The following is a 25154-nucleotide window of genomic DNA, read 5'->3' as shown; positions in this document are numbered from 1 at the left end:
TCACACTCCACCTTTCGCTTGCCTATATGAATGAATCGCTCGCACGGTACATTCATACACGCCTCTTCCAATCAATTTCCCAAGCTGTGTAATTGGCCCTGCATATGGAAATGACGTTCCTTGCTGAGTGGAAGCGATCAACAAACTATCAGTCGAAGTACCCGTCGCAATCGTACCAGATTCCGGATCGACCACTTCTTCATCCTGCAACGCTTTCGTTTTCGCTTCGGTCGCTGTAATCATCGCTTGAACAAACGCTTCTTCCGATAGGAACCCATTGATAAACACCCACGTATTGATCGTGCCGATATATGGAAATTCTTCGCGATGCCACGCTTTGGAAACGTCTACCGCATTGCCGATGCCTGCTGTCACCGCAATGACGATCGAGCCATGTTCACTTTCGTACTCTTCCACTTCTACATGTTCTGGTCTAACAGCTGTCATCATGGCCACCGTATCCGTCAAATGATAACCGTGCGACAGCAAATAATCTGTATTCTCTTTTTGCACATCATCAATGTCGTAATCATCTCGTACACCTCGGTTAATAAACGTTCGGTACCAACCCATCCCCGCATTATGAACGGCAGATGATATTGTCTTAAGGGGCTGTTGTGCATGCAAAACAACATGATCGGCAAGAATTGTAATATCTTCTTTAGTAACGCTGAACCATTTTGTTTCTCCGCGTACATCTGGCAATAACGTCATTTGAGGCTTAGGCATTTCAGGATGTGGCTGCGTTTTGACACGTGCTTCATAGACAGTGCGGATTTCCTGCTCCAGCACAACGTCTTGTGGTGAACCCACATTCGCTACTTCCCCTTGTTTCAATAAAAGCAGCCGATCACAATACAACGCCGCCAAATTAATGTCGTGAAATACAGAAACGACGGTAATGTCTTTCTGATGCGCTTGATTGCGAATCGTATCTAGCAACTGCTGTTGATGGGCGATGTCCAAGTGATTCGTCGGCTCATCAAGCAACAAAATAGGCGCTTCTTGAGCGAGTGCTTGTGCAACAAATACCCGTTGCTGTTCCCCACCTGACAATAATTCAATTGGCGTATCTTCGTAACGACTGATTCCTGTATAACCCATTGCATCCTGAACCGCTTGCTCGTCTTGCTCCGACCAACTAGAGAAAATCCCTGACTGATGCGGATATCTTCCCAGTGCTACCGTGTCTTTTACTGTATGGGAAAACGCATGGGCATGTAGTTGCGGCAGCACCGCAACTTTCCGTGCAAATTGCTTCTGTGTATAAGTCGCAGCGGATTTTCCGTCAATTGTCACAGTGCCGCTTTGCTTTGGCAAAATCCCTGAAATAATTTTCAATAAGGTAGATTTTCCGCTACCGTTTGGTCCTAATATTCCAAGGACTTCTCCTTTATCCACGTGAAATGACACATTGCGCACAATCGGCTCGTTGCCATACCCCCCGGATAATCCGTCCACTTGTAACATATTACATCGCTCCCTTCCTACGCTGTTTGTAAAAGATATAAGCAAAGACTGGAGCCCCAATGAACGCAGTGATGACACCTACTGGCAGTTCAGCTGGTGAAATAATCGTACGAGCTACCAAATCACAAATGATTAATAACGAAGCGCCATTAAATAAAGATAGCGGAAGTACATGCCGATGATCAGAACCCCACAGCAAACGCGTCATATGTGGAACGACCAAGCCTACAAAGCCAATCGTACCGGATACCGCAACCGCTGAACCTGTTAAAACAGACCCACCAATCAAGATCATTAATTTGCGTTGTTTTACATTGACTCCTAAATGATGTGCACGTTCTTCTCCAAATAACATGGCGTTCAATTCCCGACGATTGAGCCACAGAATGAATGAACCTATGATGAAAAATGGCAACACCATCGTAATATATTTCCACCCGCGCATCGACACACTGCCTAGCAGCCATCCGATAATCTGACGCAACTCTTCCTGCGTCAACGCGATCATCATAGATAACACGGAGCCAAGGAACGAACCAAAGATGATGCCTGTTAAAATAATCGTTTCCATTTTCATTGACCGATCGACTAAACGGGCAAAGCCGATGACTAAGAACATTGTAGCTGCTGCACCGATCATGCTAAAGACAGGTAGTGTGAATGTGCCTAGGACTGGCAATGATATACCAAAAAAGAGTGTGATCACAGCGCCTACAGAGGCACCGGATGACACTCCGAGGGTATATGGATCTGCTAATGGATTTTTCAACAGCCCTTGGAAAGCTGCTCCCGAAATCGCGAGCGATGCACCGACAATTCCAGCCAGTATCACACGCGGCATACGGATTTTCCATAGGATATTGGTTGCCGTCTCATCTGCATCGTTCCATAGCGTCTCGATTGGTATGTTCACTGTGCCAATCGATACACCGAGCCAAATTGCTACGAAAAATGTGGCAATCGACACGGCATAGGCGACAGCCGTTTTACTCACCAAAAACCTCTGGATAGATGGCTTTTGCAAAAGCTTCTAATCCCTCTGCTAAACGAGGACCTGTCCGGCTTGTAATATTTTCATCTACTCGAACAACTTGATCTTCTTTGATTGCCGTAATCGTATCAAAGCCATCACGTTTTTTTATGCTATCGATAATGTCTGGCGTACCATGCATCGCAATTATGACGTCAGGATTTTCATCGACAATTGTTTCTGGGCTAATCATGACCCATCCTTCTTCTGTCACGACGTTTTCAGCGTTGATCATATCCAAGAATTGTTGTGGGAATGTATTTTTACCAGGTGCATAGATTTCCGGCGCATCTGACGTTTCAATGAAGACACGTTTCTTGTCTGTGATATCAGCTGCTTTTTCTTTGATTTCGTCAACTTTTGCTTGCATGTCTTTTATGATTTGATCGGCTTCCTCATTTTTATTCATGATCTCACCGAAAACACTAATCGTTTCATAGGTTTCATCAAATGTTTCTGCAGTCGGTACCACGACCACCGGAATACCAGCATCGCGAATCTGGTTCAACCCTTCTTCACTCGAGCTTAACATCATATCGTGAGCAAATACTACGTCTGGTTTCAATGAAATAACTTTTTCAATATTGACATTGTAGTCGCCTACTTTGTCAAGATCAGCTACTTCTGCCGGATAATCATCGTTTTCAGTGACCGCAATTACTCGATCACCTGCACCGATGCCAAATAAAATTTCTGTATTGCTTGGGATCAAGGAGATCACTTTTTCTGGAGCTTTTTCAAATGTGACATCTTCTCCAGAAGAATCATTGATGGTGTAAGGATACGCGGTACCTTCTGTTTGGTCCGTATTCGTTTCTTCCGTTGCTTTATCGGAATCCCCTGGCGTTTCTTCTTTTTTGTTATCGTTGCCGCACGCTGCAAGCAATAAGACGGCAAGCAGCGCGGTCAACAACAGCTGCCAAAATTTCTTCATATTATTTCCTCCTTTTATGTCTCTTACCCATTACGTTGTCTGCTACAGACACGAAAAAATCCTTCGATCATTTCGAAGGATTAGGCAGGATGAAATCTACAGCAGATCTCCTCCACTTTGCCCATCCTCGTAGGCTGCTGCGGAACTCACTTCCGTAAAGGCAGGTACCTGGCTTGTGCATAACGCACATACAGTGGCGGGACCGCATCGGCTTCTATCCGATTTCCCTTTTCATCTCCGTTTGAACGAGAGAACCTTTCGGAATTTATGTAATTCGTAATCGTGCTCTATTATACTATAATTCACATCGTTGTACAGTGTGGGGTCGCTTGAGAAATGCATCTCGCTCTGCGCAACAAATCTTAGGACCAAGCCAATATGTTGGCCAAACGAGCGTAAAACTACAACAACGAGCGAATCCACTTAGCAACCGAGCCAAACGGAAGGCTAACCGCGCCATTCCTCTGCTGAACCGAGCATTACTCTCTCCGAACCGCTCCAAAGCTCTCTTGTTCCAACCTATCACACGATATAACGCCAAGAAGGGCCTAATCAGACTCCTTCTTGGCGTTATGTTACGTCAAATACGATTACATTCGTTCCGGTGCTTCTACTCCGACAAGTTTCAACGCATTCGCGATCGTCGTACTTGTTGCAGTGATCAACGCCAAACGTGCTTCGGATAAATCTTTATTGTCAGGATCGAGTACTTTATTCGCATTATAGAAACTATGGAAAGCAGCAGCGAGTTCTTGGATGTACGTCGTTACTCGATGTGGCGCGCGCAGACGTGCTGCATCACTGACCAGTTTCGGGAAGTCGCCGATTTTTTTCAATAGTTCTAACTCTTTTTCATCCTGCAATTGTGTGACATGCTCCGTAGACGCTTGCAGATTCTGCTCTTTCGCCTGACGTAGAATCGAGCAAATACGAGCATGTGCGTACTGTGCGTAATACACCGGATTTTCATTGGACTTAGAAACAGCTAGATCTAGGTCGAAGTCCATTTGTGCATCGCCTGAACGCATCGCGAAGAAATAGCGTACCGCGTCTAGTCCAACTTCTTCTACCAGTTCACGTAACGTAACAGCTTTCCCTGTTCGCTTGCTCATTTTGAACTTTTCACCGTCTTTGTATAGCTGGACCATTTGTGCCACTTCTACTTCCAGCGTGTCGCGGTCATAGCCGAGTGCTTGGATTGCCGCTTTCATACGTGGAATGTACCCGTGATGATCCGCTCCCCAAATATTAATGAGTTTATCAAATCCACGTCGTAGTTTATCTTCGTGATAAGCAATGTCCGGTGTCAAATAAGTGAATGAGCCATCCTGTTTGATCAATACGCGATCTTTATCATCGCCAAATGTAGTGGAACGGAACCAGGTAGCTCCGTCTTCTTCGTACACATGACCATTTTCCCTTAATTTATTTAACGCTACTTCAATTTTGCCGTTTTCATATAACGAAGTCTCGGAGAACCAGTTATCAAAATGAACCCGGAAATCTGCCAAATCCTTCTTCAATTTATTCAGTTCGATCTCCAGGCCGTACTGGCGGAAAATCGCTAGACGTTCTTCTTCTGAAACATGAACGTAACGGTCGCCATGTTCTTTTGCTAGGTCTTGTGCAATTTGAATAATATCTGCTCCACGATAACCGTCTTCTGGCATCTCTTTTTCAAGACCAAGCGCTTCGAAGTAACGGACTTCGATGGACAATGCCAAGTTATTGATCTGATTACCTGCGTCATTAATATAATATTCACGTGATACTTGATAACCTGCAAAATCCAGAATATTACATAACGAATCTCCTAGAGACGCTCCACGCGCGTGGCCAAGGTGCAAGTCTCCTGTTGGGTTGGCAGAAACGAATTCGACTTGGACTTTCTGTTGATTGCCACTTTCAGAGCGTCCATATTCCTCACCTAGTTCAAGGACAGATTTAATCGTATCCCCTAGACTATCCGCTTTCAAACGGATATTCAGGAAGCCAGGTCCCGCAATTTCAATCGATTGAATCGCTGTGCCCGTCGTATCTAGATGCTCTAAAATAGCTTCTGCAATCGCACGCGGTGGCTTCTTTGCTAGCTTCGTCAATTGCATTGCAATATTCGCAGCGTAGTCACCATTTTCTTTATTCTTTGGTGACTCTAGCTTGACTTCTGGGATATCCGATTGCTCCACAAGTTCCGCCTTCTGGATCGCCAGTTGCAAGGCCTGTTTAATTTCCTGTTGAATCTGTTCTACTGCATTCATTGTGTTACCTCCGAATAGGTTATTGTCAATTGATAGTTCCCTAATACATTTCCTTCTGCATGCAATTTATACGCCACCGCAAACCTCCCAGGTGTCCAATGAAGTTCTTTTGTATCGACGAGTAAATCCATAACGGCCGGTCCATTTCCGTATGTACCAATTCGCGTGTCGTCCGGTCGAAATGGCAATCTCATCTGAACGCCGCCTTTTCGCATGATGAACGCATCTTGCGCATGCAGTTTAACGGTTGTTCGAATCGCAGGAACTCCTTCTGTCTGTTCCTCAAATAATAAATAAGCCTGTCCTTTTTTCTCAACGATTTGTCCATTCGCCCGCATTTCATGTGTTTCTGCCGGCTGTCCTGGATGCTGAATAATAGAACGGAGCTGGACATGCACCGTCTGTTTCGGCGCTTCCATTCGTTCACCGCCTTATATAAATAGATTCACTTATTATACACTTCATCCGTTGTCACTTTCAATGTTACCGAGTGTAAACTTTTTCTCGGCAGCCGTTTAATCTGCTCGGAACCTTCCCATACTGTCAAAAGATACTGAATGGAACGGGATGGGATGTTCAATGAAACGTACCGATTATATAAAAACCACTAACCGGAAAAAGCTGAGAAAACGATTATTTTCGATTTCTATCATACTACTTACAGCCGCTGCAACTGTTTTGATCTCGCTTCGACTGTATGCTCAAATACTAGGCGCTCCTTCACTTAGCGTTCCAAAAGCCTCTCTCTTTTTGGATCAGAATGGCCATCAGATCGGGGATCATTTTTCCCAACAGCGACGTTATTGGATGAAGCTTTCCGATATTTCACCTTTTTTGGCAGATGCTTTTGTTGCGACTGAGGACCGACAATTTTTTGAGCACCACGGATTTGATTACTCCCGAATTGCGGCTGCTGTGTTAAAAGATGTCAAAACGATGAGTAAAGCACAAGGTGCCAGTACCATTACACAGCAATATGCCCGAAATTTATATTTAAGTCATGAGAAATCTTGGACACGTAAAATTCATGAAGCACTCTTTGCTTATCGGTTAGAAGTCTTTTATAACAAGGATACGATTTTAGAAGGTTATTTAAATACAGTATACTTCGGACATGGTATGTACGGTGTAGAGGCAGCCAGTCGATTTTACTTTTCAAAGTCTGCTAAAGATTTGACGTTGGAGGAAGCAGCAACGATTGCAGCGATCGCCAAAGGGCCTTCCATTTATTCGCCGCTTTCCAATCCCGAAAACTCTCGCAATCGACAGCTTCTAGTGCTGAATCAAATGGAAATTGGTGGGTACATCACGTCCAACCAAAAAGAGCGAGCGTCATCACAGGAAATTGTGTTGAAAACGGAAAACTGGAAAGATACGAAACAAGTTGCTCCCTATTTCTTGGATGCGGCATGGCAACAAGCGGAAGAAATATTGGCTAACAAAGGACGTGTACCTGCTGAAGGTGGCTGGACGATCCGCACAACATTAGACCAACATCATCAACAGACAGCGGAAGACGTGATCAAACAATGGATGCCGGAAAACGAGCTCCAGGTTGGATTTGTTTCCATGGAAGCAGACACGGGTTATATTACGTCGATGGTAGGCGGTGTGAATTTCGCGGATAGTTCATTTAACCGAGTGACACAGGCAAAACGACAGCCAGGTTCTGCCATGAAGCCAATTCTTTATGCAGCAGCATTAGAAAAAGGTTTCAACCCACTCACATTCATGACAGCAGAGAAGACTCTATTTACGTATGATGAAGGTCGTTCTACGTATGAGCCGAGTAATATTAATGGAAAATTTGCCGGAAAGCCTATTTCATTGGCACAAGCTATCGCAATTTCTGACAATATTTATGCAGTGAAAACATTGGAGAAGGTCGGCTACAAGCAGTACACGAAAATGGCGCAACGTCTTGGAATCGATGTATCCTTCCAGGAATCGCCTGCGGTGGCACTTGGAACATCCGATGTGACGTTACTAGAAATGACGACTGCCTATAATCGAATTGCTTCAAAAGGAATTCAAGTCGAGCCGCAACTGGTCTTGTCAATTACTGATTCATCCGGAAAAGTCGTCTATGAGTATTCACCTAAGAAACCTAAACAGATTATGTCTGAACAAGATGCGTTTGTGCTAACTCATTTGATGACTGGCATGTTTGATCCGGTTTTTAGTGATTATTTATCTGCCACCGGTTTATCCATGCGTCCAAAACAATCTCGACCTTACGCCGCCAAGTCCGGCACGACAATTTCTGACCAATATTTAATTGGTTTCTCCCCTTCATTAACAGCAGGAATTTGGACTGGATTTGATCGAGGGAAACAACTTGAAGATTTGAACGACAAAGCGGCTTCTAAAAAAATCTGGATTGATTTCATGGAAACAGTACACGAAGGAAGCACTCCGGAACCATTTTTGCCGCCTTCTGGTGTCCAGGGCGTCATCGTCGATATCGAAACGGGTGGCATCGCAGTCAATGAATGTCCAAAGCAACGGTTGATGTATGTGAAAGATAAAGACGTGCCGAAAAAGCTTTGTACTGATCGTTCATTGAGAGAGCAAAATTCTGGAGAACGAGAAGATTCGAAGTTGGATCTATTTCCATTTTCTTTTTTTGAATGATGGAGAGGCTGTTTTAGTGGTTATGAGCGCCTGCATGCACTCTATGAGCAGCAACGCATATCCTATCGAACATTATCCTACAATAAAAAGCCTCCCCTCCGAATCCGCGGAGAGCGAGGCTTTTTTGACTACAGCAAATCAATTGGATAGATCCGCCCGCTTGGGTTTTGTGGCGTTCCTATACCATATGAGTCTACCGTAGTTGTCCTAGTTTACAGCAGCAAAGCTGTATATTCAGTTTACTGCCTTTCCCACAGACATTCAACCTCAAAGAGACAGCGAAATAAAATGTCACATCTTTGACGTATTTACCTGGAATATAGATGGTAAATATTGGTTATTGAAGACTTACTCCGTACGCAATCCGTCATGCAATTCTGGTTTGCTTCGATCCCACAATTCTTCATTGTGTGATCGCAAAAAGTCTGCAAGAATCTTCTTGGAGCGTTCATCCATATCATCCACCATAATATGGCGTTTCATCGACTTATCCATGCGATTGACGTGGTCAGCCAATACTTTATAGCCACGTCTCTTCTCTCGATTCACTACCATTTCACAAGCTGTGACTCCTGCGTAATAAGGACCCTCTTCCCGGTAATCAATAGTGACCCAAACAAGCCAATACGGTTTTCCACCTTCCGAGTCTTCTCGATTAGTCGTGAACTTGATTCCTCGCTCTGTATCACTACGGGCATGCATCGCCCCCATTTCCACTTGTGCGGTGCCTTCTTCTACATCAATGATGACAGGTGAAATATTCTCCAAAGACAAAGATCCGATGCCAAATCCTTTATGGCCATCTGTCGGGTCATTTTTAATAATCGTAAAGCCTAACTTCGGTTTCGAGTTTTGCTCACTCGCCATATAAATCCCCCTCTATCTCTGTTATTATATGTACTATACCTGAATTTTCTGCTTAGGAGGAAGTAAAATGCCATATGTAACAGTAAAAATGTTTGAAGGCCGTACCGATGAACAAAAACGTGCACTCTGTGAAAAAGTAACAGCAGCGGTATCAGAAACAACAGGTGCTCCGTCTGAAAACGTTGTTGTCTTCATCGAAGAGATGTCAAAGAACCATCTATCTACAGGCGGCGTTAGAGCAAGCGACCAATAAGAAGAAGGATTCTCGTTATGAGAATCCTTTTTTATTAACTATTCAACCCGCTGAACAGACTTGCAACTCTTCAATAAATGCAAAGGCTTGGTCCATTTCTTGGTCCGTAAAGTTCAATTTATTTTTCACAATACGTACCTTAGCAATCTGTTCGTCCTTCTCCAAATGGTCAAAAAACAGTAGTGTAGAGACTAATTCTAGAAAACGGGAAGATCTGCCGTTCAATCGCTCAATACAGTCAGGTAACTGTGCACTCGGTTCATCCGCTGTTCCAAGAAACTTAGACCCTTCATCCGTCACTTGATAACAATACTGCTTATACGACCCTTTATCTTCAAATCGTTCTGCCAAAAAGCCCATCTCACATAATTCCTCAACACGCAACGTTAATTCCTCCGAATACGGACCGTACATATGAAGCTCGTACTTCTCTGCAAACGGAAAATTCATCTTCTTCAAGATATAGACCATCTTCTGCATTTTCTTACGGCCATTTACTTCATTCGCTAACGATACAAATTGAACGATTTTTGCATGCTCTTGCAGCAACTCGCCCACCCCTCTCTTCACCTTTAACCTTGTAACAATTCCAAAATCTTCTCATGCAGTACATTCCCGTCCATCAAACGGTCCTCGGGGTAATAAATCTTATGGTCAGTCCGACGTTTTCCTGAAATTGCATCCACGACATCTGACATACGTGACAGTTCACGTAAATCTCCATTTTTCATTTGCAAATAAATTGGCACACGCTCATTTTCTTCACCAGGTCGGTAAAAATCATATGGCAAATCGGATGAAGAATCCGTCACCAAATAATACTCAGGATCAAGTCCTGCTTCCTGGAATAATTTTACGAGCTCACCGAATTTCATATATTGGGAAGCCGGGTCAAACTCGGCATACTGAAACAACCGTCGATTGACAAAGCGATCGCACAAGTCTGCCAAAATGGGATCGTTCTCTTCCATCCATAACTGAAAGTACATCAATAACACACTTTCATCGAGTGCTATGTATTCTTTCAACTCAAACTCTTTCTTGAAAAATGAAATGAAATGCTTGGGTTCTTGTGTAAATGCATACCCTGTTTCATACAAATATCTCGCTCGATGTAAAATTTTCATTAGAATCACTTCGGCACTGCGCGAGACGGGATGAAAATAGACTTGCCAGTACATTTGATAACGACTCATGATATAGTGTTCAACTGCATGCATGCCACTATGTTTAATGACAACCTGCTCCTCCGTCGGTCGCATGACACGCAAAATACGCTCCATATCAAAATGACCGTAGGAAACACCAGTATAATAGGCATCTCGTTGAAGATAGTCCATCCGATCGGCATCAATTTGGCTAGAAATCAAACTGACCACTAGTTTATCAGGATAGGTTTTATCGATGACATCGGCAACCTTTTGTGGAAAATCAGGAGACACTCGGCTCAGTACTTCGTTTACTTCTGTCTGTTCCAATAAAATTTGCTGTGTAAACTGCTCATGATCAAGATTGAATACTTTTTCGAACGCATGCGAAAACGGACCGTGTCCCAAATCGTGCAACAAGGCCGCACATAAGGTAACCAATCGCTGTCCTTCATCCCATTCAGCACGTCCACTAAAGCCATCATCAATGATCCGGCGCACTATTTCATAGACACCGAGGGAGTGCTGGAATCTGCTATGTTCTGCCCCGTGGAACACTAGATACGTCGTACCAAGCTGACGAATTCTGCGCAACCGCTGGAATTCTCGCGTGTTGATGACATCCCAAACCACTCGGTCACGAACGTGAATGTAGCGGTGTACGGGGTCTTTGAACACTTTTTCTTCCAACAGTTTTTCATTTTCGTACGCCATGTCATCACCTCGTCCTTCATTCTTTCCAGTATAGCAAAAAATGACGCAAGACAACATAGACTCTACGTCGGATTTTATATATCATGATACGTTTTTTCTAGAACTCGCTTGTTTGCTAAAGGCGGTAGATTTCTGTTTGGAGCGGTGTAATGCAAGTTTGGCTCGGTTGTATCATCGTTTGGAGCCGCGCTGTCTTGCATTGGCGCGGATCAACAATTGTTTGGTTCGGTTCTCTTAGACTTTGGTGCGGTGCTCCGAATTTTTAGTGCGTTTTAGCACTTTCAGCCATATGACAGCCCCAAGTTTAAATACAAAATTGATAGAATTTTGTGAGTCTCTGAATAAATGTTTCATTGTCTGTCCATAATGGCAGTAGAAAGAGAGTACAAGACAGGAGGCATGGAGATGGTGAAAGTTAGACAAGATGCGTGGTTAGAACAAGATGATGAGTTGTTGGCAGAGACGGTGTTGCGACATGTAAGAGAAGGTAGCACACAACTGAGTGCGTTTGAGGAAGTTGGGGACGCGCTGAACCGAACGGCGGCAGCCTGTGGTTTTAGATGGAATGCTGTCGTTCGAAGAGAATACGAGGGTGAGCTGGCAGAAGCAAAGAAAGAGAGAAAGCAGACGTTACGTGTGCTAGGTACAGATTTTAAAAGACGTAACCAGCAACTGTACAGTGCAGAATCTAGTGGTGATGGTCAAGAAAAAATCCAAGTTCCCCTTTCCGCTTTGTCATTAGATACCGTTATTGCGTATTTAATTCGGATGCATCACAATGGTGGTGCAGATACAGACGCACTTCGTTGGAAACAAACAGCAAAAACTGCAACTGAGCAGCTAAAAGCGATGGAAGCTGAATTAGAAGGTTTGAAAAAAGAGAATCGTACATTAAAAGACGATTACGAACAATTCGTCCAAATTATGAACCGTGCGCGCAGATTAATTGCCCTCAATGAAGAAAGCGAGCATGTCGCACCGATCTTCACAATGGAGCCAAATGGCAATCTAGTATCATCAAAAGAGCCACCAATCAGTCATTGATTGGTAGCTCTTTTTTGTTTCAAGACAACATCTTTTGGTTTCGATCAACTACGCGTTGCAAATAAAAGCCATACAGATCGAGCTCTTCGTCCGTTAGTGTGCCATGGCGGATATCATCAGTCAGTGATCGCAATAACAATTGCAAACGAATCATCACTTCATTGACCGTTAGCTGTGCTCCGAGAATTTCCGATAAGGATGCCATCACATGTGGTTGAATGTCAGGATAGCTAAACTTCGTCGGCTGTCCCTGCAACCCGGTCTCGTAGACTTCTCGAATCAACTCCGCTCGTTCGGCACCACTGCCTTCTACACAGAGATACACCTGCACAGCCACCCCTTGACGCAATCGTCGTTGAGAAATGCCCGCAAATTTCTTGCCTCCTACACTCAAATCATAGGAACCTGGACAATAGGAACCGACAATCTCATAAGCTTCAATTTGCTCATCTATTTCAGGAAACAGCAATTTAACAAAAGATAGCATGGCTTCATAGCCTATTGGAATATCAATTGCCGATTTTTGTTCTGAAAAAATTAACGAGATATTCAATACTCCTTCATCGAGAACCACAGCCAGCCCACCTGAATTACGTACAATCGCTTGATAGCCGTTCTGTTTGATTTTCTGAATTGCTTCCTGAATAAACGGCATGCGATGATCTTGTATACCTAACACAATCGTTCGATCATGCACCCATGTCCTCACTACAGGGACACTTTCCTGCTGTCCGACTAATTGGCATAACGCATCGTCCATCGCAAAAGATTCTAGCGCGGATCGACTACGGGCTGTGATCGATTCGTCAATCAAGCGCCAAGCAGATTGATTCAATAAAAATTTATCTTGTGACATGTCTAGTTCTCCCACTGTTGTTCATCTTGTATGTATGCAGACGTTTCACAATCCTGGATCGCACGATTTATAAGCTTTGCGCTGCTGTAATAAGAGATAGTTTGTACACATCATCCGCAGAACAGCCCCGTGACAAATCGTTGACAGGTCCATTCAAGCCTTGCAAAATTGGACCGATTGCCTCGTACCCACCTAAACGTTCCGTCAATTTATAGCCGATGTTTCCTGCATCTAATGTTGGAAAGATGAAAACATTCGCATCGCCTTTAATAACAGAATCCGGTGCCTTTTTCGCTGCTACGCTTGGAACATACGCTGCGTCAAATTGGAACTCTCCGTCAATTGCCAATTCAGGTGCCATTTCTTGCGCAATCTTTGCGGCCTCTACCACTTTTTCCGTTTCTTCTGTTACAGCAGAACCTTTAGTCGAGAAAGACAACATGGCTACACGCGGATCAATACCGAATGCTTTCGCTGTTTTCGTACTTTCTACCGCAATTTCAGCTAACTCTTTCGCTGAAGGATTCACTGTAATCGCACAATCTGCGAAAATCAAACGCTCTTCGCCCTTCATCATAATAAACGCACCGCTTGTTTTCGATATACCCGGCTTCGTCTTAATGATCTGCAAAGCTGGGCGAACCGTATCCGCAGTCGAATGCGCAGCACCGCTCACCAAGCCGTCTACACGTCCTGTATAGATTAACATAGTTCCAAAATAGTTAACATCCTTCAATTGCTCCTGTGCTTGTTCAAGTGTCGCCTTCCCGCCGCGACGCTCAACGAACTTCTCAGTCAACTCAGCAAAATAGGAAGCGCTTGCAGGTTCAATCAACTCGATTTCACGAATATCAAAACCGCCTTCTTCGGCTGCTTTCTTCACCTCTGCTTCATTGCCTAACAAAACAGGTTTCACAATACCTTCTTGTTGAAGACGTACAGCTGCTTCTAAAATTCGTACATCTTCTCCTTCTGGTAATACAATGGTCTTCCCCTTTCCTTCCAACTGTGCTCGTATGCCATCAAAAAGATTTGCCATCTGTAAATCCCACCTTCTATCATATTTTCTTCCTCATCATACCTGAAATACCCATAAAATTCACTATGACTTTCGAACTTTTCAGACACTTCTTGAATATAGGCACAATTTTGACATACATCAACTCCCCCTCTGCCTTAATCCTTACAGTCCAAAGTGTCTTTATGCTACACTTGAGACAGAAACCATTTTGAAGTAAAAGGAGACTGAATTCAAGTGAACGAAGCAGCTATTACATTAGACGGTTGGTATGTACTTCATGATTTTCGAACAATGGACTGGGCTTCTTGGAAGTTAATTTCAAAAGAAGAACGTCAAGCAGCAGTCAATGAATTCTTAGCTTATTTGGAACGTCTGCAACAAGCAGATGAAGCGAAATCAGGCAGTCATGCATTTTATACGGTGGTGGGTCAAAAAGCTGATTTCATGCTCATGACGTTACGCCCTACTATGGATGAATTGCAACAACTTGAAGCTGAGTTTAATAAACTAACGATTGCGGACTACACGATCCCTGCTTACTCCTATGTATCTGTTGTGGAGTTATCGAATTATTTAGCGGGTGAATCCGATGAAGATCCGTATCAAAATCCATATGTGCGCGGACGTCTGTATCCTGAACTGCCACGCAGCCAATATGTATGTTTCTACCCAATGGATAAGAAGCGTGAAGGCGGCGATAACTGGTATATGCTCGATATGGACGAGCGTAAAAGCTTAATGCGCAGTCACGGCATGATTGGCCGAGGGTATGCCGGAAAAGTGAAGCAAATCATTTCGGGTTCTGTCGGTTTTGATGATTATGAATGGGGCGTTACGCTATTCTCTGATGACGTCTTGCAATTTAAGAAACTCGTTTATGAAATGCGTTTCGATGAAGTCAGCGCACGTTATGGTGTATTCGGTTCATTCTTCGTCGGCACAATTTTACAAGACGATAAACGAGCTGCATTTTTTGAAGTGAAATAATTTTGAAGCCGCGAATATTTCGCGGCTTTTTTATATTCACAGCCTTGCTATGTATACATACTGCTAATCAAATTCTCCCTTGTCGATCATAAACATTATGTATTGCTCATATATCTGTACAAGCGCCCATAAGACTCACTCAACCAATCATTACCGTCTTCCAATCGCACATACTGCCCCCAATTCACCAATGAAACAACAAAAATCTTTTTGTCATGCCGACCCTTTATCGGACATAGGATACAAGCAAGGGGGTTTTGCTTTGGCTGTCATCGCAACAAATGATAAAGGGGTCGATTTACTCGCTCGTTTAATGCGTGCAGAAGCAGAAGGTGACGGTGACTTAGGGATGCTCATGGTTGGGAACGTTGGGGTCAATCGAGTGCGTTCCAATTGTCTAGATTTTGAAGGAATTCGCACTATCGATGATATGGTGTACCAACGGCCAGGAGGCTTTGAGGCTACAACGAAAAGTTACTTTTATCAACGTGCGCGGGAACGAGATCGTAAACTAGCGAGACGCGTCATTAATGGAGAACGGTTCAATCCAGCTGAACGGTCCCTGTGGTTCTTCATGCCAGCAGGAGAATGTCCAGCCCAATGGTACAACCAGTGGAATACCGGTCGCTATAAATCGCACTGCTTCTTCTCCCCGACGGAACAAGACTGCCCACTCATTTAAAGAAAGGATGTTAAAATGGTTCAATATTATTGGAATCCTGGCTACGGCCAACAGCAAATGGTACCGCCACAAGTCACAATCCCGAGTGGCAGACCGAACACGCCTCCATTTAGAGAGGAATCGTACATTGAGAATATTTTGAGGTTGAACAGAGGAAAACCTGGAATCTTTCATTTTTCATTTGAACATGCCGTAGAGGCTGGCAAAAATACGAAAGCCGTCGCCGGAATGGTCGAGGCTGCCGGGCGAGATCACGTAATCCTCAGCGAAGCGAAGACGGGACGCCGTTTCTTATTTCCGATGATCTACTTCGATTACGCTGAATTTGATGAGGAATTGAATTATTTCGATCAAACGCCATAATCGCAAATAAAAAACCGCTCATCGCGTAACTGCGCAGTGAGCGGTTTTCGTATGAAAGACTACACGTTAGTTTCCAAATTTAATGGCAGCTAGAATCAGCATAATCCAACCGACAATAAATGCTACGCCGCCAATTGGCGTGATGGCCCCTAAAATGCCGACTCCTGATAAGCAGAGTGCATACAAACTCCCTGAAAAAATAATAATTCCTGCAAGCATTAAATACCCTGCCCAAGATAATTGAGTAGAAGGACCAAGCAAAGCGCTACTCATTAAAATACCCACTGCCAAAAGACCTAAGGCGTGAAACATTTGATATTGAACTGCTGTTTCCCAGATGGCTAAATAGTGTTCAGATAGGCGATCCTTCAATGCATGAGCCCCAAATGCGCCTAACGCCACTGCGAGCGCTGCATTGATCGCCCCTACGATAATGAAAAATGGCATGATGATTCCTTCTTTCTAACGACTTATCCATTATATTCTGTTTCTAGTCTATCACATCCGAGCCCATGAAAACGGTCATTTTTCGAACGGTTTGTGGCAACAAAGCTCTAACTACACGTAATTAAAAATCAAACAACGACTCCCCATTTGCATCCTCTTCTCGCATCGGTTGCTCCTGTAAAGAGGTAACTGGCTTACCAATCGAAGCGTGTTGCGGCAAATTATTTGGCTTGTGCTGGAAAGTTAATTTTCCAGTTTCTGTCGCGGAGTTGCTCAACATCACATTACATAGTGCACGCACAGCAGAAACCGCTTCTCTTCGTGTTTGTTCGTTCGCTGCATGTCTCGCCAAACGAACTTGTTGCTCGATCTCCACAAGCAATTGTTCAGATGAAATCATCGGAATTCCGCTCCTTTTTTCAGTTCAAACTTCATGCACTCCAACCCAGAGGAACGCTTAACGACAATAGATGGCAACATTTTGGTCTTAAACCCATACGCCTTGCATCCCCGCGGATTTGCAGGGTCCCATGTCGTATAAAAGTATTGGCATTGAAAACAGTTGACCGCCACGACCCCACTCCCTTTCTATTCGTTTAACTGAGCCGCTTCTGTCTTAGACCAATCAATAGGCTTATAACCCCATTCTACTAAAAAATCATTCGTCCTGGTGAATGGATGGCTTCCAAAAAAACCACGATTCGCGCTAAACGGACTTGGATGTACTGATTCAATAATCGCATGTCGTCTACGATTAATCAAAGATGTTTTTTCCTGAGCATGTCGGCCCCATAAAATAAAAACGATCGGCTCCCTACGAAGTGACAGTTTCCGTATCACTTCATCCGTAAACAGCTCCCAACCTTTCCCACGATGAGAAGCAGCCGCACCTTCTCGTACGGTCAGTACCGTATTCAACAACAACACACCTTGCTTCGCCCAACCGGTCAACGTGCCACTAGAAGGTACTGGAACCTCGAGATCTGATGACAGTTCTTTAAAGATATTGCGCAAACTGGGCGGTATTTTGACGCCAGATTGAACAGAAAAACTCATCCCTTGTGCTTGATTAGGACCATGATATGGATCCTGTCCCAATATAACCACTCGAACATCGTGATACGAGGTTAATTCGAAAGCGGTCCACATATCTTGCATTTGTGGATAGATCACATGTGTAGCATATTCCGACTGCAAAAATTTCCGTAGACTTTGATAATACGGTTTATCATACTCCGCTTTCAGCACCGTGTCCCAGTCATTGTGAAATATGGGTTGCATCTGTATCACTCCTTAAATTCGATCTCCAGCTCATACCCTGCAAATGAAAACATCTCTTTTAACGTCTTTTCCGCATTTTTCTCAGCCGCTTGCAAAACGCCTTGCTGAGACGCCTCTTCCATGATCATGTTTTTTGCTTCATTCGCAAGTTCGTATCCTTCTTCTATATCCGCTTTCGTACGAAATAACCCTTCCACTGAATACACTTCTACTTGATCGAAGAATAGTTCAGCTCCGCCTAGGAATTCAGCTGCAGGCACCGTTAAGCGGACAGTCTTTTCGGATTTATCCACTTGTAAATCCTTCTCTGTAATATTGCTGAGGTCGATCCCCGCCTTCACAGCGCCAGGGATGACAACTAATAATTTCCGCTGCGTTCCGGGGATATTGACACCGATGCTTTGACCGAATAATTCATTGTCTGTGCGTTCTACCAGCACTTTCGTATACGCATTGGCTGTTGTCAGTTCTTGAAGTTCCTGCACATGGTCAACAAATGCACCTTTTTGTTCGGTAAACGTGGAGCCAAGTTTTATTAAATAAAAGCCAGCGATCGGCAAGATAATGATCGCAGAAACTAATAATAAAATGAGCAGAACATAGGCTTTTCTCCAAGAAGTCCATAGTGTCAACCCAAGTTTCCAGAAGCCAATTTTCCGTTTTTGTTTCGGTTTCTTTATTTCATCAACCGTAACCGACGATTGAGAGTTTGACAGTTCAATTTCTTTCTTCTGTTGTTCTGACGGATCATGCTTGCTCATGATTCACGACCTTTCCGTCCTATTAGTAGACAAAATACAAGTTCTTTCTCCATTTATTTGTACGTTCTACAAGGTAATAAGTTTCATTGTCTATTCATGTAAAACTATGGATTTCTATACAATATCATAGAACTTCAGATCATCCGAATTAATTGTATTTCTGCTTTTAGTTAGTTAAAATTAGTAACAGGAAAATTTCGTAAATGAAGGGGACGTTTGATGATGACTCTGAAGAAGACCTTAACAATTGCAGGTTCGGATACATCGGGCGGTGCGGGGATTCAAGCTGATTTGAAAACATTTCAAGAGCATGGGACGTATGGTATGACCGCCTTGACGGTCGTTGTGACGATGGATCCAGAAAATCAATGGGCGCACAATGTCTATTCCTTGCCAATTGATGTCGTGAAAGCACAATTGAAAACAGCGTTATCTACTGGTATTGATGCAATTAAGACCGGTATGCTGAGTACGGAAGAAATCATTCAGACAGCTGGACAAGCAATTGAGGAATCCGGACTTGATCACGTCGTCATCGATCCTGTCATGGTTTGTAAAGGTGAGGATGAGGTGTTGAACCCAGGAAACACCGATGCAATGATCCGTTATTTAGTGCCGAAAGCCGAGATTATTACACCTAATTTATTTGAAGCCGGACAATTGGCAGGCATGAAAACCTTGAAAACGATAGATGAAATGAAAGAAGCTGCACAGAAAATCCACGATCTCGGTGCTCGCAATGTGGTCATTAAAGGCGGCAAGCAGTTAGATCATCCGGCAGCAGTAGATTTATTTTACGATGGGCGTACGTTTACTCTGTTAGAAGCAAAAAAAGCAGATACCCCCTATAATCATGGTGCTGGTTGCACATTTGCGGCCGCGATTACTGCGAATTTAGCCAATGGATTACATACTAGAGAGGCAGTAATACAAGCGAAACAATTTGTAACAGCTGCAATTACCCATGGTTGGAAACTTAATGAATACGTGGGGCCTGTCATGCATGGCGCGAAAAACAGATTCGAAGTACCAGAAATTGAGCTGCGAGAAGTTTGATCGGTAGAAAGCCAGGAAACTTCTCCTGGCTTTTCTCATGAGCCATCTAATCGCATTCAAACTAGACTTTCTATATACTACTACTAGATGGATTGTAGCCAAATCATTGCACATGGCTCTGTGCAGCAATTTGTCTACCGTCCGTGAATACACGCTATAATAGGAGGAAGAGTATGCAAACTGTTGACGCAAATCATTTGCAGGAGTTACTAGACTCCTTTGCCAATAAAGATGTTTACATTCATTTGGAAACTACGAATGGATCGTATGCTTCCCATTTCCAAGAAGGATTTTTCAATGCAGGTGCCTTTATTCGTAATATCGTCATCCGCTATGAACTTGGAAAAGTTGCTGGTGACTCCCCTCACCGCATCGGACTCAAATTGCCGAGCGGCTGGATTTACGCTCAAGGGATTACCCATTACACAATGGATGAACATGATCGTTTATTGATGGCGGGTCTCGGACCTGATGGGAAACTTGCTGTTGCGCTAGAGATCAGCGAAACGCCATTTGCTTATTAAGAAGGGAGAGATTTTCATGTTGCAAAAAGAAAGACATGTAGTAGTCATTTTCCCTCATCCGGACGATGAAGCGTTTGGCGTGTCGGGAACGATTTCAAAATATATCGAGATGGGCGTGCCTGTTACCTATGCCTGCCTGACTCTCGGTGAAATGGGACGGAACTTAGGAAATCCTCCATTTGCTAACCGCGAAACTTTGCCACAAGTTCGCAAGCAAGAATTATTGAACGCTTGTAACGCGATGGGATTAACGGATTTACGAATGATGGGACTACGTGATAAAACGATTGAATTCGAAGATCCTGATAAAATGATCAAGTTGGTGACTGATTTGATTGAGGAAGTGAACCCTTCCCTCGTTATTTCCTTCCATCCCCAATTAGCCGTGCATCCTGATCACAATGCTACAGGTCAAGCTGTTGTAGAAGCAGTGAGACGTATTCCTGAAGCTCAACGTCCGGTACTATATGTCAACGCATTCGACAATAACACCGTAAATGTGATTGGTGAACCCGATGTCATTCATCATGTAGCTGATATGCAAGATAAGAAAATCGCTGCCTTGAAAGCACATGCTTCACAAACACTTTGGATGTTACAAGATATGGAGAAGCGTTGGGCTGCTCAAGAAGAAGATGCCTTGGAATGGCTTCATAATGAAAAGTTTTATCGCTATACGTTCGACTAAAAACCGCAGGGAGCTCTGCGGTTTTTTCTTCGCCATGTGATGGGGCCGGTGCTGGATATCTTTGGTGCGGTTATGGCTATGTTTCGCTCGGTGAAACGGGTGATTAGCGCGGTTGAAGTGCGCTTTGGAGCGGCCCGAGAGCTGTTTCGCTCGGTTCTCCTTTAGATTGGAGCGTTGGGGTAAAATTTTGGCTCGGATCCGTCACCTAACGCATCAGTTTCCATCCATCGCTTTGATAAACGCATATAAATTTTGCAATTTCTTCTCAAACACCTCCACGTTCAGTGCGCGATCCATCTGAATTCTGGCGCTGTTCTGTGCTTTTATCGCTGTCTGCATATATCCTCCAGCATCTGCAATCTTTTCACGATATCGATGTTGTATCTCATCAATTTGCTTCTCAAGTTGTTCATCTTTCTTGCACAAAGGAACGATGTCGACAATTTCATCACGAGGACTCTCGGGATCATAAGCATGCGGCTGCGTCGAATCAAACAAACAGATAGATAGCTCCGGAAACAACACTAAGTCGATGCTCGATGGATCGAGACCGCACCAGCCATATAGCACATCTATCCCTCGTTGCTGTGCTTCTTGACCAATCGCCCTCATCATGGTTGATTTCCCAGTACCAGGCAACCCTTTGATCAGTAACCGTCGTCGCATTCGTTTTGTAATAGACGGAATAAAGTCGTGTGCACTACCAGCAGACAAAGAACCAATAATGCGATGAGATACTTGCGATGGCTTTGCCAATTCGATCGTGCCGAAAATCTCATCTTTCAATTCTTCCACTATCTCTGTGTGGCGCTTCCAATCCATCCTTTGAATATTGACTACTTCCCACTCATCATGAATAGCCTTTGCTTCTTGTAGCGCAACTAAGGACTTTTCAAAGCTGACTTTCCCATCCTTTAGTAAATTCCCTACTTCATCATGTTGTTGATAAAGTTGTTCTTGATGGTATACATCATAAAAGCAGAATACTTTATGGTGCCCTCCTAAATCGGTCGGTTCAAAAGAAATCGGATGAGAAGCCTGTAAGATGAATAGACTCCGCTCTTTCACATAAATCGCATCGGTTTTATCCGCTTGCCCAGGATTCATAAAACGATCCACTTGATGTCCTCTTTTGACAAAGTAAATAGCTAAATCATTCAGGACCTGTGACAAAGAGTGGGTAGGCAAACATTTCAAGAAGATAGTCTTCCTCGAATCTTCCAATAATTCCTCGTACTTGTGCATAATGCCTTTGCCCGTATAAGCTGTTCCCATGTATTCTGTTATATGTCCGTATATGCTAACCATCCTTTCTTTCATCTATTTATTCTATGTCTAGTCAAATAAAAAAAGCACAGCGTCTCCGCTTATGCTCCTTTATAGTGTAATAAAACTTTTTCATCCTCTTGATCTGTAATCTTCAATAAAATTATGCGACACTGCGGCAATGCGATTTGGATGATTTGTCCGCAAAATAATACGACAAATAATGTTCCAATTCCTACTGGACCACCAAGCAAAAAGCCAATTAATGTGACTGTCGCTTCGATCGCTGTACGCACTACGCGAAGACTCCATCCAAATTTCTCAACGAATAACAGCATCAAACTATCACGTGGACCTGCTCCTAGATTCGGTGAAACATAAATCCCCACGCCGTACGAGAGGACCAAAACCCCCAGTATAAAACTGACGATTTGTGCTGGCAATGATGTCAAATCCGGTAAAATCCAATTAAAGAAGTCGATAAACAGTCCAATCATCATCATATTCAACCACGTTCCCCATCTAGGCCACTCTCTGAGAACAAGTGATGTAACCGTCACGATTAAAAATCCTGTGATAATGCTCCAGGATCCGATCGTCAGTCCAATATTTTGAAACAACCCGACGTGCAGAACATCCCACGGGCTGATCCCGAGTCGCTGTCCTTTTATTGTGAGAGAAATACCTAGCGACATGATCACCATTCCACCTATGAAGAAAATCCATCGCCAAGCTAATAAATTGCGCATATACATTCTTCTTTCTTCTAGTTGTCAAACACTCTTTCTATCTATTGTAACAGAAAAACCCAAAAATGATACTTCAGCCTTTAACGATATCCACAAACTTCGCCTCGGTCACTTCCGCTAGATCATGTGGAGAGAGTTTCATTTGCAAGCCTATTTTTCCTGCGCTAACCAAGATATAGTCAAGAGATTCCGCCTGTTGATCAATACATGTCGGCAATTCTTTTTTCATGCCGACTGGTGAACAACCACCCCGAACGTAGCCAGTTTCTTTCGTCAGGTCTTTCATCGGCAGCATGTCTATCTTCTTAAAACCTGTTGCTCTCGCTGCTTTTTTCAGATCAAGCTCATCTGCTACCGGAATGATAAAAACTAGTAAGTCCGTCTTGCTCGCCATAGCAACTAATGTTTTGTAAACATTCGCTGCCGGCTCATTTGTTTTATTGGCTACGGAGATGCCGTCATTGTGACCGTCTTCCACTTCGTAGCTGCGCAACTCGTAGTCGATCTTTTCACTCTCAATAATCCGGACTGCATTTGTTTTAATAGATTTACTTTTCTTCCCCATTGTATTCTCCCCTTTCTACACCAAAAAGCCCATTTCACTGAAGTATCAGTAAAACGGACTGTGGTTGATTCGTAGCTAACAGCTAGCAAATTAGCTTCGCTTTCCACTTAGACACTGACGGACATTTCAGGCCATTCAATTCGATAGTCATTACCTTTCGCCTGACTTTGGATACTATAGGCGGAAAATGCAGTATCATACCATCTTTGCATTCGATCCATTGCTACCTCTGTCATAGAACTTGAAGCTGTTGGAGCAGCCGATGCACTATGCATTTTGTCTCGAATCGTTTTGGCACGGTTGTGTAAAGCCAGTTGCAATTCGGCCTCTGCGATTTTGGCAGAGGCTTTACTGCCGAGTTGATAGTCAGCTGTTGTCATTTCGGCATGGGAATAAGCCTCTTTTCGAACATCACGCCAAAGGGCAATGGTTTCTTCCAATGTGTTGCCGAGTGGAATGGCAATGTTTTTCACTTGACCAGCATCTAATTTTTGAAAGTCCGACTTCTCGGTTGCCGCTTTTACTACTGGCTCTTCTTCTCCTCGCAGTAGTGCTTCTAAATCGTCTTTCGTTTTATTTGTATGATCACGAAATTGTGTTTGTCGTTCATAGGCATTTTCAGCATTCCTTCTTCGGACTGCGTCATACCTTTGCAATTGTTCGGCTGCGCTCGCAAACCCCATTACAGCATTCATGGCATCCACCTCCGGGTAGGAATTTTCGCTCGTACACTTTAATTATTAGTGTAATCAAAGCCATTTAGTTAGCCAATCCGTCTAAAGACCACTTTCTTAATTATCAATTATCTCATCTTACCCGCCTAGTACCAGGTTATTCAGGAAGGCTTCCTATGTACGGGTGAAATTTACTAGTATCCAATTGTCACGTGTATACGTTTAGTACCCTTGTAAATTAACTGCCAAACCTTTTTCCAACAAAATGAAAATACGCCATACAGCTCAATTGCTGCATGGCGTGTTTTATTATTCATCCAATGCCTTTTTCGGCAAATCCCTGCTCATCTCAGCGTATTTCACAAATACACGTGCCAGTTCACGGAGGCGACCGTGGACGTCTTCATCAACAATTTGGTTTTGTTCATTAAAATGAGTAGTGTGCGTATAGACATAGTTCGGTGTGACGAGACAGCGAAAATAATCCAAGATCGGTTTCAGCTGATTTTCTACGACTAAGTAATGCTGATAGGTTCCACCGTTCGCCACAATCGATACCGGTTTATAACGCATAACATGGGGATGTAGTAAATCAAATGCATTCTTCAAAACGCCTGGAATCGATCCTTGGAAAATGGGCGTTGCAATGACGTAACCATCTGCCGACTCAAACATCTTGACCAATTTCTGCATATCTTCGTTGTATGCATGCAACGGACGTCCATCAACAAATTGATGCTCAAAGTCTGAAAAATCAATCCGTTCTACTTCAATCTGGGCTCCCGTTTCTTGAATATACCGTTGCACCGTGTCTAACACGTTCCCCGTTTTCCTGCCAATGATCGTTCCATCCACAAACAACACTTTCAACATGGCTCCTCC

29 protein-coding genes and 1 riboswitch are annotated in these 25154 nt (G+C 43.6%); of the genes, 9 read left to right on the top strand and 20 right to left on the bottom strand.

Annotation, left to right across the window (positions count from 1 at the left end; translation table 11 throughout):
- From GD002_RS00300 to GD002_RS00280, 5 genes are all read right to left on the bottom strand, one after another.
- Positions 1-1470 carry an adenosylcobinamide amidohydrolase gene (locus GD002_RS00300; protein ID WP_153730330.1) on the bottom strand — a complete coding sequence of 490 codons (1470 nt, stop codon included), beginning with the start codon at positions 1468-1470 and terminating at the stop codon, positions 1-3.
- A 1-nt stretch (position 1471) separates the two neighbouring features.
- Complete coding sequence (locus tag GD002_RS00295) at positions 1472-2464, bottom strand: FecCD family ABC transporter permease (protein ID WP_194841416.1); 993 nt, start codon at positions 2462-2464, stop codon at positions 1472-1474.
- Positions 2457-3434, bottom strand: a complete 978-nt coding sequence (locus GD002_RS00290; RefSeq protein WP_153730329.1) for an ABC transporter substrate-binding protein — start codon at positions 3432-3434, stop codon at positions 2457-2459. Before GD002_RS00290 ends, GD002_RS00295 begins: the two co-directional genes overlap by 8 nt.
- A gap of 141 nt (positions 3435-3575) precedes the next feature.
- Positions 3576-3708: riboswitch (cobalamin riboswitch) on the bottom strand.
- A 316-nt stretch (positions 3709-4024) separates the two neighbouring features.
- Complete coding sequence (gene argS / locus GD002_RS00285; RefSeq protein WP_153730328.1) at positions 4025-5692, bottom strand: arginine--tRNA ligase; 1668 nt, start codon at positions 5690-5692, stop codon at positions 4025-4027.
- Positions 5689-6111: a DUF1934 domain-containing protein gene (locus tag GD002_RS00280; protein WP_153730327.1), complete on the bottom strand. Its 423-nt coding sequence runs from the start codon at positions 6109-6111 to the stop codon at positions 5689-5691. The genes argS and GD002_RS00280 overlap by 4 nt, the downstream gene beginning before the upstream one ends.
- A gap of 160 nt (positions 6112-6271) precedes the next feature.
- On the opposite strand from GD002_RS00280, the gene GD002_RS00275 reads away from it, so the two are divergent.
- The gene (locus GD002_RS00275) at positions 6272-8326 is read left to right on the top strand and encodes a transglycosylase domain-containing protein (protein WP_153730326.1); all 2055 of its coding nucleotides are present in this window, start codon (positions 6272-6274) and stop codon (positions 8324-8326) included.
- A 348-nt stretch (positions 8327-8674) separates the two neighbouring features.
- On the opposite strand, the gene GD002_RS00270 is transcribed toward GD002_RS00275, so the two are convergent.
- On the bottom strand, positions 8675-9193 hold the full coding sequence (locus tag GD002_RS00270; protein WP_153730325.1) for a YwhD family protein: 519 nt from the start codon (positions 9191-9193) through the stop codon (positions 8675-8677).
- 67 nt (positions 9194-9260) lie between these two features.
- Here GD002_RS00270 and GD002_RS00265 point away from each other — a divergent pair, with 67 nt between their 5' ends.
- On the top strand, positions 9261-9446 hold the full coding sequence (locus tag GD002_RS00265) for a 2-hydroxymuconate tautomerase (protein WP_153730324.1): 186 nt from the start codon (positions 9261-9263) through the stop codon (positions 9444-9446).
- A 42-nt stretch (positions 9447-9488) separates the two neighbouring features.
- Here the strand turns inward: GD002_RS00265 and GD002_RS00260 are convergent, their stop codons facing one another.
- Both GD002_RS00260 and GD002_RS00255 read right to left on the bottom strand, forming a co-directional pair.
- The gene (locus GD002_RS00260) at positions 9489-9995 is read right to left on the bottom strand and encodes a YwgA family protein (protein ID WP_153730573.1); all 507 of its coding nucleotides are present in this window, start codon (positions 9993-9995) and stop codon (positions 9489-9491) included.
- 23 nt (positions 9996-10018) lie between these two features.
- Positions 10019-11308, bottom strand: coding sequence for an HD domain-containing protein (locus GD002_RS00255; protein WP_153730323.1), 1290 nt, complete (start codon positions 11306-11308; stop codon positions 10019-10021).
- A 405-nt stretch (positions 11309-11713) separates the two neighbouring features.
- On the opposite strand from GD002_RS00255, the gene GD002_RS00250 reads away from it, so the two are divergent.
- Positions 11714-12352, top strand: a complete 639-nt coding sequence (locus tag GD002_RS00250; protein ID WP_153730322.1) for an RsfA family transcriptional regulator — start codon at positions 11714-11716, stop codon at positions 12350-12352.
- A gap of 19 nt (positions 12353-12371) precedes the next feature.
- Here GD002_RS00250 and GD002_RS00245 read toward each other — a convergent pair whose 3' ends face one another.
- Together GD002_RS00245 and pta are read right to left on the bottom strand one after the other, a co-directional pair.
- Positions 12372-13208, bottom strand: a complete 837-nt coding sequence (locus GD002_RS00245) for a lipoate--protein ligase family protein (RefSeq protein WP_153730321.1) — start codon at positions 13206-13208, stop codon at positions 12372-12374.
- Between the two features lie 67 nt (positions 13209-13275).
- Entirely contained in the window at positions 13276-14247 is a 972-nt protein-coding gene (gene pta / locus GD002_RS00240; protein ID WP_153730320.1) for a phosphate acetyltransferase, read from the bottom strand.
- Between the two features lie 216 nt (positions 14248-14463).
- Between pta and hemQ the strand changes: the two genes are divergently transcribed.
- From hemQ to gerQ, 3 genes are all read left to right on the top strand, one after another.
- Entirely contained in the window at positions 14464-15216 is a 753-nt protein-coding gene (gene hemQ / locus GD002_RS00235) for a hydrogen peroxide-dependent heme synthase (protein ID WP_153730319.1), read from the top strand.
- A 262-nt stretch (positions 15217-15478) separates the two neighbouring features.
- Entirely contained in the window at positions 15479-15898 is a 420-nt protein-coding gene (locus GD002_RS00230; protein WP_153730318.1) for a cell wall hydrolase, read from the top strand.
- 15 nt (positions 15899-15913) lie between these two features.
- Complete coding sequence (gerQ, locus tag GD002_RS00225) at positions 15914-16261, top strand: spore coat protein GerQ (protein ID WP_153730317.1); 348 nt, start codon at positions 15914-15916, stop codon at positions 16259-16261.
- A gap of 66 nt (positions 16262-16327) precedes the next feature.
- Here gerQ and GD002_RS00220 read toward each other — a convergent pair whose 3' ends face one another.
- The 5 genes from GD002_RS00220 to GD002_RS00205 form a co-directional block, all read right to left on the bottom strand.
- Positions 16328-16708, bottom strand: a complete 381-nt coding sequence (locus tag GD002_RS00220) for a DUF423 domain-containing protein (RefSeq protein WP_153730316.1) — start codon at positions 16706-16708, stop codon at positions 16328-16330.
- Positions 16709-16829: 121 nt separating this feature from the next.
- Complete coding sequence (locus GD002_RS00215; protein WP_153730315.1) at positions 16830-17108, bottom strand: YwdI family protein; 279 nt, start codon at positions 17106-17108, stop codon at positions 16830-16832.
- A complete protein-coding gene (locus tag GD002_RS17840) occupies positions 17105-17281 on the bottom strand; it encodes a uracil-DNA glycosylase (RefSeq protein ID WP_228548234.1) in 177 nt (58 codons plus the stop codon). The genes GD002_RS00215 and GD002_RS17840 overlap by 4 nt, the downstream gene beginning before the upstream one ends.
- 15 nt (positions 17282-17296) lie before the next feature.
- Entirely contained in the window at positions 17297-17989 is a 693-nt protein-coding gene (locus GD002_RS00210) for a uracil-DNA glycosylase (protein WP_153730314.1), read from the bottom strand.
- A 5-nt stretch (positions 17990-17994) separates the two neighbouring features.
- Positions 17995-18750: a DUF4230 domain-containing protein gene (locus tag GD002_RS00205; RefSeq protein WP_153730313.1), complete on the bottom strand. Its 756-nt coding sequence runs from the start codon at positions 18748-18750 to the stop codon at positions 17995-17997.
- 222 nt (positions 18751-18972) lie between these two features.
- Here GD002_RS00205 and pdxK point away from each other — a divergent pair, with 222 nt between their 5' ends.
- From pdxK to bshB2, 3 genes are all read left to right on the top strand, one after another.
- Positions 18973-19806 (top strand): pyridoxine/pyridoxal/pyridoxamine kinase, encoded by an 834-nt coding sequence (pdxK, locus tag GD002_RS00200; protein ID WP_153730312.1) that lies wholly within the window; start codon positions 18973-18975, stop codon positions 19804-19806.
- Between the two features lie 173 nt (positions 19807-19979).
- Positions 19980-20330 (top strand): YojF family protein, encoded by a 351-nt coding sequence (locus GD002_RS00195; protein ID WP_153730311.1) that lies wholly within the window; start codon positions 19980-19982, stop codon positions 20328-20330.
- 16 nt (positions 20331-20346) lie between these two features.
- The gene (gene bshB2, locus GD002_RS00190; RefSeq protein WP_153730310.1) at positions 20347-21018 is read left to right on the top strand and encodes a bacillithiol biosynthesis deacetylase BshB2; all 672 of its coding nucleotides are present in this window, start codon (positions 20347-20349) and stop codon (positions 21016-21018) included.
- Between the two features lie 213 nt (positions 21019-21231).
- Here bshB2 and GD002_RS00185 read toward each other — a convergent pair whose 3' ends face one another.
- From GD002_RS00185 to GD002_RS00165, 5 genes are all read right to left on the bottom strand, one after another.
- Positions 21232-22137 carry a hypothetical protein gene (locus GD002_RS00185; protein ID WP_153730309.1) on the bottom strand — a complete coding sequence of 302 codons (906 nt, stop codon included), beginning with the start codon at positions 22135-22137 and terminating at the stop codon, positions 21232-21234.
- A 248-nt stretch (positions 22138-22385) separates the two neighbouring features.
- Positions 22386-23033, bottom strand: a complete 648-nt coding sequence (locus GD002_RS00180; RefSeq protein WP_153730308.1) for a YczE/YyaS/YitT family protein — start codon at positions 23031-23033, stop codon at positions 22386-22388.
- A 73-nt stretch (positions 23034-23106) separates the two neighbouring features.
- Complete coding sequence (ybaK, locus tag GD002_RS00175) at positions 23107-23598, bottom strand: Cys-tRNA(Pro) deacylase (protein WP_153730307.1); 492 nt, start codon at positions 23596-23598, stop codon at positions 23107-23109.
- Positions 23599-23705: 107 nt separating this feature from the next.
- A complete protein-coding gene (locus tag GD002_RS00170; RefSeq protein ID WP_153730306.1) occupies positions 23706-24293 on the bottom strand; it encodes a hypothetical protein in 588 nt (195 codons plus the stop codon).
- A gap of 288 nt (positions 24294-24581) precedes the next feature.
- Entirely contained in the window at positions 24582-25142 is a 561-nt protein-coding gene (locus GD002_RS00165; protein WP_153730305.1) for an NADPH-dependent FMN reductase, read from the bottom strand.
- Positions 25143-25154: the final 12 nt, after the last annotated feature.

Origin of the sequence: Sporosarcina obsidiansis, assembly GCF_009651005.1 — a bacterium.
In the GTDB taxonomy this organism is placed as follows: domain Bacteria; phylum Bacillota; class Bacilli; order Bacillales_A; family Planococcaceae; genus Sporosarcina; species Sporosarcina obsidiansis.
Note: the sequence above shows the minus strand (reverse complement) of the source record. Positions and strands in the feature narration are given on the sequence as shown.